The organism is Pseudomonas sp. NPDC089406 (assembly GCF_044900265.1).
GTDB lineage: Bacteria > Pseudomonadota > Gammaproteobacteria > Pseudomonadales > Pseudomonadaceae > Aquipseudomonas > Aquipseudomonas fakonensis.
Genome location: NZ_JBJDNC010000052.1, coordinates 24,020 through 38,534, shown reverse-complemented (window position 1 = coordinate 38,534; position 14,515 = coordinate 24,020). Strand labels below are relative to the sequence as shown.

Genomic DNA, 14,515 nt, shown 5'->3' with positions numbered 1-14,515 from the left:
GCGAAGCGCAGGGGCCGGATGAATGGAGCGCACGGTTTTTGGTTACTTTTTTCCACGAAAAAAAGTAACCCGCCGTAAGGGCGGAAAGGTGAATACGCGTCAATACAAATAATGAATGCGCCTACAACTTTCAACACCAACTAAACCAACTAAACCAACTAAACCAGACCCAACAGACTCAGCAAAAATACCAGCCCATCCAAAAAACACCCCCGTCACACGACAATCGCCTCATGCAACTCAATGATAGGTACCTCCCCCTCAACCCGCCGCCCGGCAAGCCAATCCCTCATCCGCTGAGCATCGAAAATCTGCCCCTCGTCCATCATCCGCAACACCAGCGCCTGGGACATCCGATAACTCCCACACAACGCACAGCAGCGCTGCTCAAACCCCGACGGGCATTCGACGCTTTGCGCCTGCCCCGCACAAATCAGACAACTCATGTACAACCCCCATGGCTTTTCTTGTTGGAAGGGAGCAGCCCTCAAACGGCGTGCAGCACTTAAGAGTGGCTGCTTCTGCCAGAAATTCCATGCACGAAACCGACCAAAGCCCCCCAACCACCCTCAAAACCAAAATACACACCTCAGCCCTCCAGCACCTGCCCAAGCAACCACTGCCCCGCCACCCCCAGCGGCGCCTTGCGCGACCAGGCCACATCGATGTCGACACTGCGCGGGTAACCCCGTACCTGCAGCTCCACCAGGTCCTTGCCAAAGCGCTCGACCATCACCCTGGGCAACTCGGCCCAACCAAAACCACGGCCGGCAAACTCCATCAAGGTCAGGTAGTCCGGCGCCGACCAGGCCTGGCTGCTGGCCGGCTCGCTGCCGCGCGCATAAGTGCGGATGAACAGCTGGCGCTCGCCCTTGAGCTGGTCTGGCGCCACCTGCGCCAGCGCCGCCAGCGGGTGACTGGCCGCCACGTACACGCCGAACTGCGCCTGCCCGGCCAGGCGCTGCGCGGCGACGTCCGCCGGGTAGCCGGGCTGCGCCGCAAGAATAGCCAGGTGCGCCTGGCCGGCCTGGACCATGTCGATGGCATCGGCATCCTCGGCCGGCCCGCAACGCAGTTCGGTGTCGGGGAAGCGCTCGGCGAAGCGGGCCACCACATCGCCGAAAAAGATCGGGCTGTAGATGTCGGTGGCCACCACCGACAGCAAAGGCTCGACCTGCGCCGCAAGGCGCATGGACAACGCGTCCAGGCGCTCGCTGGCGGCGAGAATCTCGTCCACCCGTGCCAGCACCAGCCGCCCGGCCTCGTTGAGCTGCGGGTGGCGGCCGCTGCGGTCGAACAACTGGCAGCCCACATCCGCCTCAAGGTTGGCGATGGCGATGCTGATCGTGGACTGGCTCTTGTTCAACTTGCGTGCGGCAGCCGAGAACGAGCCCAGGGCTGCAGCCTCGACAAACGCCACGAGGGATTCCGGTGAATAGCGCATGTATTGATAAAACCGATGGCTGTTATGTGTTCAGTATCAGTTTTATCAACGAGCATGTGAAGCATCATTTGGCTCAACGCAGGTGCAATCATGCAAGGCAACCGTGTCTCCCTCACTGAACGGCTCACCCACGCCATCGGCTATGAAATCGGTGCGGTGGTGCTGTCGGCCCCGGTCATGGCCTGGGTGTTCGACAAGCCGATGGAAACCACCGGCGCCCTGGCGCTGGTGATCTCGCTGATCGCCATGGGCTGGAACATGGCCTACAACGCGCTGGTCGACCGCTTCACCGCCCGGCCCCGGTCGCAGTGGAGCTTTGCCAACCGGTTGCTGCACGGGCTGGGGTTCGAAGGCGGAATCATCGTGTTGTGCCTGCCGATGGCGATGTGGATGCTGGATATCGGCCTGGTCACGGCCTTCATGCTGGAGGCAGGTTTCTTCGTGTTCATCCTGCCGTACACCGTGCTGTACAACTGGGGCTTCGACAAGCTCAAGCAGCACTTGTCGGGCAATGGCAGCGGTGCCCAGGCCTCCTGATGCATGACACCGGCCTGCTCCGGCCCCATCGCCGGCAAGCCGGCTCCTACAAGTAGCGCCCGGCTTTAACCCCGCGCGCTGCCTGTAGGAGCCGGCTTGCCGGCGATGGGGCCAGCACAGGCCGGCCCATCTGCATCAGGCCCCCACGCCCCCTCAAGACCCCTCATTCTGGCTCAGGTATTTATCCACCCCCGCCCCATCGCTGCCGTCCGCCACCTGCCACAAGCGCCGCTCGATCCCCTGGGCCAGCAGGTGCCCCACCGCCGCCTCGATGGCCGACAGCACGCACAACTGCGCCGGTTCGTTGGTGGTGTACCCCACCTCTGCCTCGAGCAGCTTCTTGAACTCGATGAACTTGAACACCCCCGCACTGCGCCCCACCGAATAGATGGTCTTGCTGGTCATCACGTTGGCCAGCACCTGCCCGGTGCGCACATCCACTGCCCGCAGGTTCACCGTCACCTGGTCCACCCGGTACTCCCGGGAAATGTCGATACCCAGGTAGCGCGCGCCCTCCCCGCCACTGCGCACGTTGGTGTCGTAGGCGATGATCCCGCCTTCGAGCATCAGGTTGGCTGCTTGCAGCGGCGGCAGTTCGGCCTGGATGTTCTCCGGCACCTCGGCCTTTTTCTGCGAGGCGCGGATGATCTTGCGCTCGGTCAACAGGTTCTGCAGGCCCTCGCGCTCCAGCACCACGAACCAGCCACTGGCATTGAGCGCATCCATCAGCATGCTCGCCGCCCCCTGGGTGACGCTGGTGGAAAACGAACTGGCCGGGGTCGGCTTGTATTGCCCGGTCTGGTCGCGAAAGCCATACACCACCGCCATCAGCCGCCCGCGCGGGCGCGGCATGTTGAGCAGGTCGTAGTAGGTCGAGGCGCGCGGGGTCAGCGTGGGCGTTTCGCTGTCGTGTTCGGCCGGCATCGGCTCGCGCAGGCCGCAGCCCTGCAGGGCGGTGAGTATCAGCAAAGTGCTCAACAGGCGTTTCATGGTGGTGCTCTCCCCAGTCAACATCCGTCCCTGGCTTACAGGCCACTGACCTGGATGATCGAAATTTGCCCGGTGGCGCGGTCGGTGACCTTGATGCTCAAGGCCCCGCCGTCGTCGATGACGTCGATCAGGAAGGCACTGGTGGACATGCTGCCCGTGGTGCCGTTGCTGATGTTGTCCAGCAGTTGCCCCAGCAGCCGCGATTCCAGCTGGTTGGTAAAGCGCTCCAGGGCCGAGGTGCCGGTAAAGGCCGAGGTGCGGCTTTTCAGGTCCGGGTCGTCGTAGTCGTTCTGCGCCTGGGCGTTGTTCAGCAGCCAGGTGCCATTGAGCGGGTTGCCACCGAAGGCCGGGTTCACCGGGGTGTACACCAGTTCCGTGGCCAGGGCCTGGCCACCGAGGCCTGCAGCCAGCAGGCAGGCGGCAATGTGCCGGGGCTTGTGGGTGTTCATAGCTCGTCCCTCTCCAGGTCGGTGGTGTCCTGCAGCAGCCGTTGCAGCTTGCGCTGGACGATCTGCTGGCGCACCAGGTCGGCGGCCGCGTTGGCCTCGATGGTCAGTTGCGTGGTGTTGGGTGCCAGAAAGCGCCGGTACACCACTTCACGCTCGTACTCCACGGTCACCAGGCTGCCCCAGCGGGCATCCGGGCGTTCGCGCACCACCAGGTTGAAATTCAGCTCGCTGGTGGCCCGCAGGCGGTCGCTGAAGGCGTTGTAGAAGTCGTGGCCGATGTGCGAGATGGTGTTGTCGACGATGAAGCCGGCCATCTCGTCTTCCATCGCGGCGCGGGCTGGGGTGTGCAGGGCCAGGTACAGGCACAGCAGCACGACCAGCGACTTGACAGGGCTGAACACGACTTGTTGATTTGGCAGGGGCCTGTGGGAGCGGGCTTGCTCGCGAACACCGGCATTGCCGGTGCCATACACCGTGTTGGCTTCTTCGCGGGCAAGCCCGCTCCCACAGGGTGCCTGGCAAGCCTTTGAAAATGGCGCAGCATGGAGGCTATTCATGGCGTCTCCCCCTGCCCTGTGTGCTGGCGTGCCCCGGCGGCGCTTTCGCTGAACGCCTGCTCGGCGACGAACTGCCAGTCGCTGTAATGCTCGACGCCCTCGAAGCTGCTCCAGGCCGCGTCAAAGCCACTGCGTTTGAGCGGCATGCTGTCGGAGCGGCTGTACACCCCGCTGATCCGCCCGTCTTCACTGCGCGTCAGGCCCCAGTCGTCGCTGCCGGTCACCGGGTCCGGGTAGAGCCTGCGCAGGTGGCGCTGCGGCGACGGGAAGCGGTCATCCTCCAGCAGGTCGGCCAGCTCCTTGGGGTACTGGGCCAGGCCCGGCGAGGCCCGGTAGTAGCTGCGCAGGGCCTGGGCGTATTGCCCGCCCACCCACAGCAACTGGCGCTCGTGCTCGCGCTGCACGGCGGTGGCCCACAGGGTGCCGGTGGCGGCCAGGGCCATGCTGCTGACCGCAATCAGAAACAGCACACCCAGGTAGGTGAAACCGGCTTCACCAGTCGGCGTAGAGGCTGCCATCGCGCGCCCTCCCGCCTGCTCCGCTCTTGATGTCGGCAACGCTGCCGGCCACACCCTCGGGCGGCGGCACCAGTTGCCAGGCATCACGGCGTTCGGTGATCGGGTCGACCGGGGTGTTGCGCAGGTAGCGCTGGTCCACCAGCTGGTCGAGGGATTCGGGGTAGTGGCCGGTGTCGCCGTAGTAATGGTCCAGCGCTTCGCGCATCACCGCCAGGCTCTGGCGCAAGGTGGCCTCGCGGGAGGCTTCAAGGCTGTTGAAGTAACGCGGCAAGGCAATGGTCATCAGCGTGGCGATGATCGCCAGCACCACCAGCAGTTCGATCAGGGTGAAGCCGCGGCTGCGGGGTTTCATGGCGGTCACCATTGCCCGTAGGGGATGTTGTTCAGGCCCTTGCCACGGGCCGTGGAATACACGTCGAAGACGTCCTCGCCCTCGCGCGGGTTGTCGGCGCTGCTGTCGTAGGCGCGCAGCCCCCAGCCGCCGCCGTCGTTGCGCTTGGCCGTCAGCAGCGGGTCGTGGGGGATGCGCCGCAGGAAGTAGAACTTCGCCCCCTTGGCGCTGCGCACATCGCGCACCCCGTCCACCAGCACCTGCAGGTTCGGCGGGTAGCCGCTGCCGTTCAGGCGCTTCTCGATGTAGCCGGCATCGAAGGCGCGCTTGTAGGCATCGATGGCATCGCGAATCTGGTACAGCGCCTCGCGCAGCTGTTGTTCCTTGCCGCGGCGCACCACGGTTTCGGTCAGTGGCGCGGCCATGCTGGCCAGCAACCCCAGCAGCGCCAGGGTGATTACCACCTCGATCAGGCTGAAACCGCGCTGCTTGCGGTTCATGGCTGCGGGCTCAGCGGGGCCGGCACCACGGCCATCTGGCCCTGGCCTGCCGGGGCCTGGCCACCTTCGGTCGGCACCACGGCGACGGGGGGTGGCGGGATCAGCTGGCGCACCGACAGGGCCGACTCGGTGCCGGTGGCGAACTCCATGTCCGACGGGCTCTGGTACGGCAGGTTACGCACGATGCGCGGGGTGATCGCCAGCACCAGCTCAGACTTGCTCATGTCGTCCTTGTTGCTGCCAAACAGCCGGCCCAGCCCGGGAATGTCGCCAAGGCCCGGGATCTTGTTGCCGCTGCTGTTATGGTCGTTGCGCACCAGGCCCGCCAGCACCTGGGTTTCGCCGTCGTGCAAGCGCAGGCTGGTCTGGGCGTTGCGGGTGTCGACCTGCACCGGGATGGTGCCCTGGCGGGTGGGCTCCAGCGGCGTGGCGTTGCTGACCTCCAGGGCAATCTTGATCGCCACTTCGTTGTTCAGGTGCACGGTGGGCTGCACCTCGAGCTTCAGGCCCACGTCCAGGTAGGTAACGCTTTCGGTGATCACCGGCCCTTGGGTGGACGGCACCGAGGTGGCGCTGATGATCGGCACCCGCTGGCCGATATGGATGCGCGCCTGCTCGCGGTTGCTGACGCGGATCACCGGGCTTGCCAGGGTGTTGATGTCCTTGTCCTGGGCGTTGATCTTGGCCTGGGGCGCCGGCGAGATGCTGATGCGGCTGGAGTCGATGCCGCGCAACTGGTCGAGCACGCCCACCGGGGTGCCGTCGCTGTTGATCACACCGAAGGTGTTGGGCCATTGCAGGCCCAGGTCGAGGATGCGCGAACGGGCCACCTCCATCACCTCCACCTCCAGCACCACCTCGGGGTTGGACTGGTCCTGGGACTGCAGCAGCTTCTCGGCCATGCGCACGGCGTCGGGGGTGTCGCGCATGGTCAGGGTGTTGAGGCGTTCGTCGACGAACACGTCGCGGGTCTTGAGCATGGTCTTGACCATGTTCAGCGCGGTGTTGGCATCGATGCTGGTGAGGTAGAAAGTGCGCATCACCAGCTCTTGGTAGTCCTTGGTCTTCTGCGGCGAGTCGGGGTAGATCAGCAAGGTGTTGTCGTTGACGATCTTCTGGTGCAACTGGTTCTGCTCCAGCAGCAGTTGCACGGCATCCTCGATGCGCACTTCACGCACGAAGATGGTGGCTTTCATGTCCGGGCGTAGGTCCTTGTCGAAGATGAAGTTGATCCCCGCCACCTGGGCCAGCACCTCGAAGATGGTCTTCAGGTTGGCGTCGCGAAACTCCAGGGTGACCGGGCGTTCCAGGCGGCTGCGCAACTGCGGGTACGGGGTGGCAGTACGCGCCTGGACGTTCTCGATGTCGGTGCGCAGCAGCTGGCCCTTCTGGTTTTGCGGGTCCAGGCGCAGCACCTCGCGCATGTAGCGCTCGGCACCGAACAAATCGCCCTGGCGCAACGCCGCCTGGCCCAGCGCCACGCGCTCGTCGAGGGTGCGGATCAGCTCGATTTGGCGCACGCCTTCTTGGGCGCGGCGGTTGTTCGGCTCGATGGTCAGCACCCGGCCGTAACCCATGCGGGCACTGACGAAGTCGTGGCGGATGCGCGCGCTGTCGGCCTCGCCCAGCAATGCCTCGACCGCCGCCTGGCGGCCATGGGCCAGGGCGATGTTCAGCTCGGTGTTGCGCGGCTCTTCGCGCAGGGCTTCTTCCAGGCGGGCGATGCCCGCCTCGTACTGGCCGCCCTGTATCAGCTCCTCGCTTTCCTCGCGCACCGCATTGGAGTTGCACCCGGCGATGGCCGCGCACAGCGCCAGCAGCAGGAACGGAGCAGGTTTGCACAACTTCGAAGGCTTCATGGTGCGCTCCCGACAGACAGGGTCTGTAGCTGGTGCAGTGGCAGGTAGACCAGGCCCAGTTCGGTGGCCGAGACATGGTCGAGGCGGTAGGTGTCTTCGATCACGTCGCCCTGGCGCACGACGTAGAGCTTTTCGCCGTCCTGCAGAAACACCTGCAGGTCGTCACGGTCGCCCAGGCGGCCGACGAACTGGAATGGCAGGGTCGGTGCGGTGGGCACGATCTCCACCGGGGTGACCTCGACCGGTTGTTCGGTGACGGTGGCCAGCACTTGCGGTGCGCTCCATTGCTGGCTGGGGAACAGGTCGCCTGAGGCCTGCTCCGGCCCTTTCGCGGGCAAGCCCGCTCCCACAGGAGCGGTGGCTGCCACGCTTTCTGTGGGAGCGGGCTTGCCCGCGAAAGCGCCCACATCGTCTTCCTGCCCGAACCAATGCCCCGGCGCCCACGCCAGCGCACCGCTGAGCCCGAGAAAACCGATCCAGATCACTGCACGCCTGCTGTTCATCACGACCTCGACAGGTAAAGGGTCATGCGCACGCGGCCGCTCAGTTCACGGTCGCCGATACGTTTGCGTTGCAGCTCCAGGTCTTCCAGCACCAGGGTCGGCAACTGGCCGAGCAAGGCCTTGAGAAAACCGCGGATCTGCGGGTAGCTGCCGCGCACCGGCAGGGTGATCTGGTAGCGCGCAAGCTGGGTCTTCGGGTCCACCCCCAGGGCGTACTCGCCGCGCGCCAGGCTGATCTGCTCGGCGCTGGCCAGGTGGTACAGGCGCTCGATCAACTCGCTGGCCTGGGGCTGGCCGGGCAGTTGCTGGCGCAGGTCGTCCAGCGCCTGCTGCTCGGGGCGCGCGGCAAGCTTCAGCTCGCCGCGTTCCACCCGGCGCACCTGGGCGCTGGCATCGGCTTCGCTGGCGCGCAACTCACGCACCATTTGCCACTGCGGCAACACCCCGGCCAGCGCCAGGCCCAGGGCCACGGCTGCCAGCAGCACTGCAGCGACACCGGCGCGGCCCAGGCGGGCGACGGCTTCGTGGAGGATCAGGCTAGGGACGCGCATGGCCGGTCTCCCAGGTGGCGGTCAGGTTGAAACGCACCGGGTGCTCAGGCTGGCTGGCCAGCACTTCGTGGTTGAGCAGCGACACATCCGACAGCTCCTCGCTGCGCTCCAGGCGCTGGTGGTACTGCAGCATGGCCTCGAGGTTGCGCGCCTCGGCGCTGATGCGTACCTGGCCCTTGCGTGCGTCCGGGGTCAGGCTGAGCAGCGCCACATCGTCCTGGGGCAGCGCCTCGAGCATGGCGAACAGTTGCTGCCACGGCCGTTGCAGTTGCTGCGACACATTGCGCATCTGTGCCAGGCGCTCGGCCTGCTCGCGCAGCACTGCGCTGCTTTGCGGCGCGGCGGTGGCCGGGCGGCGGCCAAGCTTGAGTTCGAGGGCATGCACGCGGGCCTCCAGGCCCACCTGCTCGCTCACCAGTTGCTGCTGGGCCAGCACCAGCACCGCCACCACGGCGCCGCCCAGGGCCAGCAGGGCCCAGGCCAGCGGGCTGCTTTGGCGTGGCTGAAATTCCAGGTCGAGGCGGCGCATGTCAAGCCACCGCCCGCCACATGGCGCACAGCGGGTCAGGCTCGGCTGCCAGGCTGCACAGCTGCACCGCCGCCAGGCTCGAGGCCGCCTGGCGCCCGGGGGCATGCAGGTACACCCGCGGCAGCGGCTCGCCGTACAGCTCGCCGGTGCGCTCGATCAGCGCCTCGAGGGCCTGGTCGTTGTCGGCGCAGCCCTGGGCCAGCACCTGCTGCCAGTTGCCGCCCGCCGCCAGCAGCAGCACGCTGCGCCGTGGCTCGGCCAGCACGAACAGGAAGTTGCCCGGCTCCAGCTGCGCCGCGCAGCGGTTGTAGGCGGCCATCAGGTATGGCTGCACCGAGCGCAGGCTCAAGCGGCGCTCCTTGCCCAGCGCCTGCAGGCCCTGCAGCAACGCCTCAGGCAGCGCGGTGGCGATGCGCGGGGCACCGGCCGGCTCCGGCGACAGGACAATCCGCCAGTCGTCCAGGGCCTGGCCGTAGAGGTTCTCGAAGCAGGCCTGGGCGTAGGCGTCCAGCTCGCGCGGGTGGCCGATGGCATCGCTCCACGGCACCAGGCAGAAGCGGCTGAAGCGCGCCGACAACAGCACCCGCAGCTGGCCGCCCTGCACCTTGTGCTCGGCCAGCAGGTTGCCCAGCGCCTCCAGCGCCGCAGCCCAGGCCGGGTGTGCGGCCTGGCAGGCAAACGCCTGGCTACCCAGCCACTGGTGCTGCTGGCCCTGCCAGCGGCCCACCCCCACACCTTCGGCGCCCAGTACCGCGCAATAGCGGCAGGCGCCCCGATCAGACAATGAATGTGACACGGTTGATCTCCTCGAGTGTGGTGCGGCCGTTGCGGACCAGGTCCAGGGCCGAGGCGCGCAGCAGCCGCAGCCCGCGTTGGCAGGCGACCTGCTTGATCTGCGAGAGCGGGCGACGTTCGACGATCATCTGCCGCAGGTCGTCGTCCAGGTGCAGCAGTTCGGCGATGGCGTTACGCCCGCGGTAGCCGCTGCCGCGGCACTGGCCGCAGCCCTGGGCGCGGACGAACTGCCAGCCGCTGACCGCTTCGCGGGTAAGGCCGGAGGCGGCCAGCAGTTCATCGTCCACCTCGCAAGGCACCGCGCAGTGGGTGCAGGCCAGACGCACCAGGCGCTGGGCCAGCACGGCGTTGAGCGCCGAGACGAAGCTGTAGGGGTCGACCTGCATCTGGCTGAAGCGGCCGATCACGTCGAACACGTTGTTGGCGTGGATGGTGGTGAACACCAGGTGCCCGGTGAGCGCCGACTGCACGGCAATCTGCGCGGTGTCCGGGTCGCGGATCTCACCCACCAGGATCTTGTCCGGGTCGTGGCGCAGGATCGAACGCAGGCCACGGGCGAAGGTCAGGCCCTTTTTCTCGTTGACCGGAATCTGCAGTACCCCGGGCAACTGGTACTCCACCGGGTCTTCGATGGTGATGATCTTGTCCACGCCGTGGTTGATCTCGCTGAGCATGGCGTACAGCGTGGTGGTCTTGCCGCTGCCGGTGGGGCCGGTGACCAGGATCATCCCGTAGGGCTCGCTGGCCAGCCGGCGCAGGGCGCGCAGGGTGTGCTCCTCGAAACCCAGGGCCTGCAGCTGCAGGCCGCTGACCTGGTCGGTGAGGTCCTGCTTGTCGAGCACCCGCAGCACGGCGTCTTCACCGAAGATGCTGGGCATGATCGACACCCGGAAGTCGATCTGCCGCTCGCCGATGGCCACCTTGAAGCGGCCATCCTGGGGCACGCGTTTTTCGCCGATGTCCAGCTCGGCCATGACCTTGATGCGCGAGATCACCTGCTCGGCGAACTCGTTGCCACTGGCCTTGCCGGCACCGTTGAGCACGCCGTCGATGCGGTACTTGATGGTCAGGCCCTGGCCGGTCATGCCCAGGTGAATATCGCTGGCATGCAGCTTGAGGGCGTCGTACAGGGTCGAGTTGACCAGCTTGACCACCCGGCTCTGGTCCTCGCTGATGCTGGTCAGCGACAGGCGCTGCAAGGCATCGCCCTGGGCGCTGACCTCGGTGCCATGGTCGAGGGCGTCGACGGCGTGGAAACTTTCTTCGTGGCGGGCCAGGTAGGCGGCAAGGTCGGCGGCGTGCGCCAGGTACAGCGGCGCGCCTTGCAGGCAGTCGTCGATCCAGGCCAGGCGGGCACTGTCGAAGGGGTCGGCGAACACGCCGATCAGTTCGCCTGCGTGTTCCACCAGGGCGAACTCGCGTTTCAGGCACTGGGCCAGGCTCACCTGGGCGAACGCTGGGGTGCTGGCGAACAGCGCCTGGGTGTCGAGCAGCGGGTAATGCAGGGTGACGGCCAGGCGCTGGGTGAAGATGGCCGGGGTGTCGCAGGACAGGCGCTCGAGGCAGCCCAGCAGGCGCTCTTCACCGGCTTGCAGGCGGGCCTGGGTCAGCAGGTCGCGTGGGTAGGCCTCTCTGGGCGGCCAGGCAACCTCGGTAGGAGCCGGCTTGCCGGCGATGAGGCCCTCACCACAAACGTCGATTGCCTGGGACATGGCCTGCGACTCCGCTCAGGGGCGCGTCGCAGGCTCTGAAGGGAGGGGCCGCGGGCGCCGCTATTCCCCGGTGAGCAGTTGGTCGTCGTCAGGTTTGGCCGGTGTGTCGCCGTTACGTCGGCGGTCGGCCAATACCCAGCTGCCATCGAACAACTGCAAGGGGAACGATTGGTTCCTGTTCTGGCGTCGCTCGACAAAGCCCTCTGCCGGGCGGTCCGTGGCCCTGCGCTGGCGCTCTATGCCCATCAGGTCGAAGATCGCGCGGGCCAGTTCCATCAACGGGAACGGCTTGAACAGGACATGGCTCACTCCAAGTTCGGCGGCCCGCTCCCGTACCTCGGCGGTAGGATGGGCGGTAATCAGCACGAAATGGCACTGCCTGTTCCTGCGCACAGTCTCCAGAACCTGAAACCCCTCCATGTCGGGCAAGCGGTAATCCAGCACAATCACGTCCGGTGCGAGGTTTTCAGCCAGGCTGATACCGCTGGCACCGTCGTGGGCAACCTGGACCTCCAGGCCTTGCGCCTGCAAATACGCCTGCAGGTTCTGCGCAAGGGTCTGTTCGTCGTCGACCACCAATACTCTGTTCACCAAGGTCCGCTCCCATGAACTGCCCGGTTTCCCGGTCTGCGAAGTGCGGCCTTGTACAGGCTTGAGCAGGCTTCGTGCCAGGCATGAAGGGTTACCGCATAGCGCATTCAAGTTGTTGATATTGCTTAATACTTTGTAAAGCCCAAAGGCAGCACCGCAGGCCGTTCCCCACAAGCGGGGAAACTGATGGCACTTTGCCCCCGAGTGCATTCCCCACTAGTGGGGAACGCCCCGCTGCAGCGCTCAGTCGATGCGCTCCACTGTAGCGGATTCCCGCAAACGTTGGCGGGCCGACTGCCGCGCCTGGGCCTGCTGCTGTGCCAGCAGCAGTTCCCGGGCCAAGGCCAGGGGTGTTTGCGTTGAGACTGAAGTGTTATCACTTTGGTTCTGTCTTTGTGCAAGGTTTTCTCGGTTGGCCTGGTAGAACGCCTGCACCTCGTCATCTGCCGGCGGTGCCACTTCGCTCAGCCGCGCATAGGCCAGCTGGGCGGCCAGTTCGTGGCGGGTGTACTCGGCGAACCCGGCCCGGTCGAAACCTGCCGCCTCCAGCCGCCGCTCGAACAGCACCGGGCTTGCGAATGCCGCCTCCACTTGCGCCACCTGCGCCGCCACCTGCGCGTCGCTGACCACGATGCCCAGGCGCTGCGCCGCCTGCCACAGCAGCTCCTTGTCGATCAGCTCGTCCAACGCCTGATCGCGCAGGCGCCGGTACAGCTGCGGGTTGCGGATGCTGGTCACTGCCCGGCCCTGGGCCTCCAGGTACTCGCTGAAGTAATGCTCCAGGCGCAGTACGCCGATGGCCACACCATTGACCCGGGCCACGGGCATGTCGGCTTGGCAAAGCGGGGCCAGCATCAGCAGGCAAAGCAGCCATCTACGCATCGCGGTTCTCCAAGTGAGGCAAGCTCAGCCGTGGAACTGATCGGGCACCCTCTCTGTAGGAGCGGCCTCGTGTCGCGACAGGGCTGCTAAGCAGCCCCGACGATTTTGCATGATGCCGAGATCCTGGGGCCGCTGCGCGTCCCTTTCGCGGCACAAGGCCGCTCCTACAGGGGGGCGCCTACACATAACCCTTTCACTATGGAAGCTCCGGCACCGCCCGGTACGGCGCCACCTCGGTGAAGCCCGGCCCCGGCAGGCTGACCTGCACCACATGGGCCCCCGCCAGCCCCTGCCGGCGCCCCGGGCCAAAGCCCAAGGCCGGGGTCAGCCCGGTATCGACGCCATGCAACTGCTCAAGCGCTGCAATCAGCCCCTCGCGGCTGGCGTCGCGCCCGACCTGTCGCAGCGCTTCGACCAGCAATTGCCAGGCACACAGCGTGCTCACCTGCAACGCTGCCTGGCGCCCATCCAGCCCCTGGCGCTGGCGCACCCCCTGCAACGCCTCGCGGCCTGGTGCGCTCCAGTCCGAGGGGGCGAAGGGATAGGCCAGCAGCAGGCGCTGCGACCAGTGCGCCGACAACCCTGGCAGCGCGCTGGCCACCTGCGCCGAAGCGGCCAGCAGGTAGGGTTGACGCCCCTCGCGCTCGAGCGCTGCGCCAAGCTCGGCGAATGCCCGGGAGCTACCGAGAAAAACGATGCCCTCGCCCGCCACCGCCCTGCCCTCGAAGGGCTGCACCGGCGGCGGGTTGTGGCCGAGTTGCCGCATGCGCTCCAGCAGCATTCCGGCAGCGAGGGCCTGATCCTGCCCGGCGAAGACCACCTGCAGGTTTTGCAGGCCCAACACCTCGCGAGCATGCACGGCCACGCTCAGCAACTGTTCAGGCAGCGCCGGCAACGGGTCGAACACCTGCGGCCCGCCACCGTCCAGCGGCGTGGCCCCCACCAGCGGCAGGCCCTCGCCTGCCAATGCGCCACTGTCGAGCCAGGGTGCCAGCGGCGCCACCAGGGCGAACACCTGGCGCTGCGCCAGCTCGGCCAGGGCCTGGGAGGTGCTGGCCGCGCTGGTGCCCGGGTCTGCCACTTGCAGTACCACCCGCCGCCCGTGCAGGCCGCCCTGGCGGTTGAGCTGTTCGATGCTGTCCTGCAGCACTGCCCGGACTACCCGCCCGGCCTCGGCCAGGGGGCCGCTCTCGGGCAGCAGCGTGCCCAGGCGCAGCACCTGGTCTTCCAGCCCCGGGTCGCGCTCATCGGCCAGGCGCTTGAGGTAGGCGGTAAGGTTGCGCTGGTCGGCCAGGGTCAGCTCGAAGCGCGGCATGGCCGGGTCGAGCCGGTTGCCGGCGGGGTCGACGCCGCTGTGGACGGCACGCGCCAGGCTGGCTGCGCTGTAGGCCGGGTAGCGCCGGCCGTTGATCTGGCGCTCGCCCTGCCCCAGCGCCAGGCGCTGCCAGTGCAGGCTCGGCGGGCGCACGCCGCCTTCGGGGCGGCCGCTACCATCGCGGCCGTGGCAGCTGGCGCACGGCAGCACGCTGGCCGGCACACGGATGCCACTGGGGCCGACCCGTGCCTGCAACTGCGCGTCACTGCTGGACAGGCCATGGCGGTACAGGCGCTGGCCGGCTTGCTCCTGGTCGGTGAGGGTCAGGGCTTGGGTTTGGGTGCACAACAGCCAAAGCAGACAAACCAGTGTAGGAGCGGCCTTGTGTCGCGATCGGGCGCGAAGCGGCCGTAACTCAGGCGACGCCGACTCACCTGATATATCTCGCTGGC

The 14,515-nt window shown here is 66.7% G+C and carries 18 protein-coding genes; 1 reads left to right on the top strand and 17 read right to left on the bottom strand.

The window, feature by feature from the left end; all coding sequences use genetic code 11:
* Positions 1-215: 215 nt before the first annotated feature.
* Together ACI2KK_RS25705 and ACI2KK_RS25700 are read right to left on the bottom strand one after the other, a co-directional pair.
* A complete protein-coding gene (locus ACI2KK_RS25705) occupies positions 216-353 on the bottom strand; it encodes a hypothetical protein (RefSeq protein WP_404671167.1) in 138 nt (45 codons plus the stop codon).
* A gap of 236 nt (positions 354-589) precedes the next feature.
* Entirely contained in the window at positions 590-1,444 is an 855-nt protein-coding gene (locus ACI2KK_RS25700) for a LysR family transcriptional regulator (RefSeq protein ID WP_404671166.1), read from the bottom strand.
* A gap of 90 nt (positions 1,445-1,534) precedes the next feature.
* On the opposite strand from ACI2KK_RS25700, the gene ACI2KK_RS25695 reads away from it, so the two are divergent.
* Positions 1,535-1,981, top strand: coding sequence for a multidrug/biocide efflux PACE transporter (locus ACI2KK_RS25695; RefSeq protein ID WP_404671165.1), 447 nt, complete (start codon positions 1,535-1,537; stop codon positions 1,979-1,981).
* Positions 1,982-2,134: 153 nt separating this feature from the next.
* Here the strand turns inward: ACI2KK_RS25695 and ACI2KK_RS25690 are convergent, their stop codons facing one another.
* From ACI2KK_RS25690 to ACI2KK_RS25620, 15 genes are all read right to left on the bottom strand, one after another.
* On the bottom strand, positions 2,135-2,971 hold the full coding sequence (locus ACI2KK_RS25690) for a CsgG/HfaB family protein (protein WP_404671164.1): 837 nt from the start codon (positions 2,969-2,971) through the stop codon (positions 2,135-2,137).
* A 35-nt stretch (positions 2,972-3,006) separates the two neighbouring features.
* A complete protein-coding gene (locus ACI2KK_RS25685) occupies positions 3,007-3,420 on the bottom strand; it encodes a curli assembly protein CsgF (RefSeq protein ID WP_369986776.1) in 414 nt (137 codons plus the stop codon).
* Positions 3,417-3,746, bottom strand: coding sequence for a curli production assembly/transport protein CsgE (gene csgE / locus ACI2KK_RS25680; protein WP_264082034.1), 330 nt, complete (start codon positions 3,744-3,746; stop codon positions 3,417-3,419). The genes ACI2KK_RS25685 and csgE overlap by 4 nt, the downstream gene beginning before the upstream one ends.
* A gap of 227 nt (positions 3,747-3,973) precedes the next feature.
* Positions 3,974-4,495 carry a type II secretion system protein gene (locus tag ACI2KK_RS25675; protein ID WP_404671163.1) on the bottom strand — a complete coding sequence of 174 codons (522 nt, stop codon included), beginning with the start codon at positions 4,493-4,495 and terminating at the stop codon, positions 3,974-3,976.
* A complete protein-coding gene (locus tag ACI2KK_RS25670; RefSeq protein ID WP_217843184.1) occupies positions 4,470-4,847 on the bottom strand; it encodes a type II secretion system protein in 378 nt (125 codons plus the stop codon). The genes ACI2KK_RS25675 and ACI2KK_RS25670 overlap by 26 nt, the downstream gene beginning before the upstream one ends.
* A 5-nt stretch (positions 4,848-4,852) precedes the next feature.
* Positions 4,853-5,326: a type II secretion system protein gene (locus ACI2KK_RS25665; protein WP_217843183.1), complete on the bottom strand. Its 474-nt coding sequence runs from the start codon at positions 5,324-5,326 to the stop codon at positions 4,853-4,855.
* Positions 5,323-7,185, bottom strand: a complete 1,863-nt coding sequence (locus ACI2KK_RS25660; RefSeq protein WP_404671162.1) for a secretin N-terminal domain-containing protein — start codon at positions 7,183-7,185, stop codon at positions 5,323-5,325. Before ACI2KK_RS25660 ends, ACI2KK_RS25665 begins: the two co-directional genes overlap by 4 nt.
* Positions 7,182-7,688, bottom strand: coding sequence for a hypothetical protein (locus ACI2KK_RS25655; RefSeq protein WP_404671161.1), 507 nt, complete (start codon positions 7,686-7,688; stop codon positions 7,182-7,184). Before ACI2KK_RS25655 ends, ACI2KK_RS25660 begins: the two co-directional genes overlap by 4 nt.
* Positions 7,688-8,239 (bottom strand): type 4a pilus biogenesis protein PilO, encoded by a 552-nt coding sequence (pilO, locus tag ACI2KK_RS25650; RefSeq protein WP_404671160.1) that lies wholly within the window; start codon positions 8,237-8,239, stop codon positions 7,688-7,690. The genes ACI2KK_RS25655 and pilO overlap by 1 nt, the downstream gene beginning before the upstream one ends.
* Positions 8,226-8,768 carry a PilN domain-containing protein gene (locus ACI2KK_RS25645; RefSeq protein ID WP_404671159.1) on the bottom strand — a complete coding sequence of 181 codons (543 nt, stop codon included), beginning with the start codon at positions 8,766-8,768 and terminating at the stop codon, positions 8,226-8,228. Before ACI2KK_RS25645 ends, pilO begins: the two co-directional genes overlap by 14 nt.
* A gap of 1 nt (position 8,769) precedes the next feature.
* Positions 8,770-9,564 (bottom strand): hypothetical protein, encoded by a 795-nt coding sequence (locus ACI2KK_RS25640; RefSeq protein ID WP_404671158.1) that lies wholly within the window; start codon positions 9,562-9,564, stop codon positions 8,770-8,772.
* Positions 9,545-11,275 carry a GspE/PulE family protein gene (locus tag ACI2KK_RS25635; RefSeq protein ID WP_404671157.1) on the bottom strand — a complete coding sequence of 577 codons (1,731 nt, stop codon included), beginning with the start codon at positions 11,273-11,275 and terminating at the stop codon, positions 9,545-9,547. Before ACI2KK_RS25635 ends, ACI2KK_RS25640 begins: the two co-directional genes overlap by 20 nt.
* Positions 11,276-11,335: 60 nt before the next feature.
* The gene (locus ACI2KK_RS25630) at positions 11,336-11,869 is read right to left on the bottom strand and encodes a response regulator (protein ID WP_404671156.1); all 534 of its coding nucleotides are present in this window, start codon (positions 11,867-11,869) and stop codon (positions 11,336-11,338) included.
* Positions 11,870-12,109: 240 nt separating this feature from the next.
* Complete coding sequence (locus ACI2KK_RS25625; RefSeq protein WP_404671155.1) at positions 12,110-12,748, bottom strand: SurA N-terminal domain-containing protein; 639 nt, start codon at positions 12,746-12,748, stop codon at positions 12,110-12,112.
* 196 nt (positions 12,749-12,944) lie between these two features.
* Positions 12,945-14,432: an ABC transporter substrate-binding protein gene (locus ACI2KK_RS25620; protein WP_404671168.1), complete on the bottom strand. Its 1,488-nt coding sequence runs from the start codon at positions 14,430-14,432 to the stop codon at positions 12,945-12,947.
* Between the last annotated feature and the right edge of the window lie 83 nt (positions 14,433-14,515).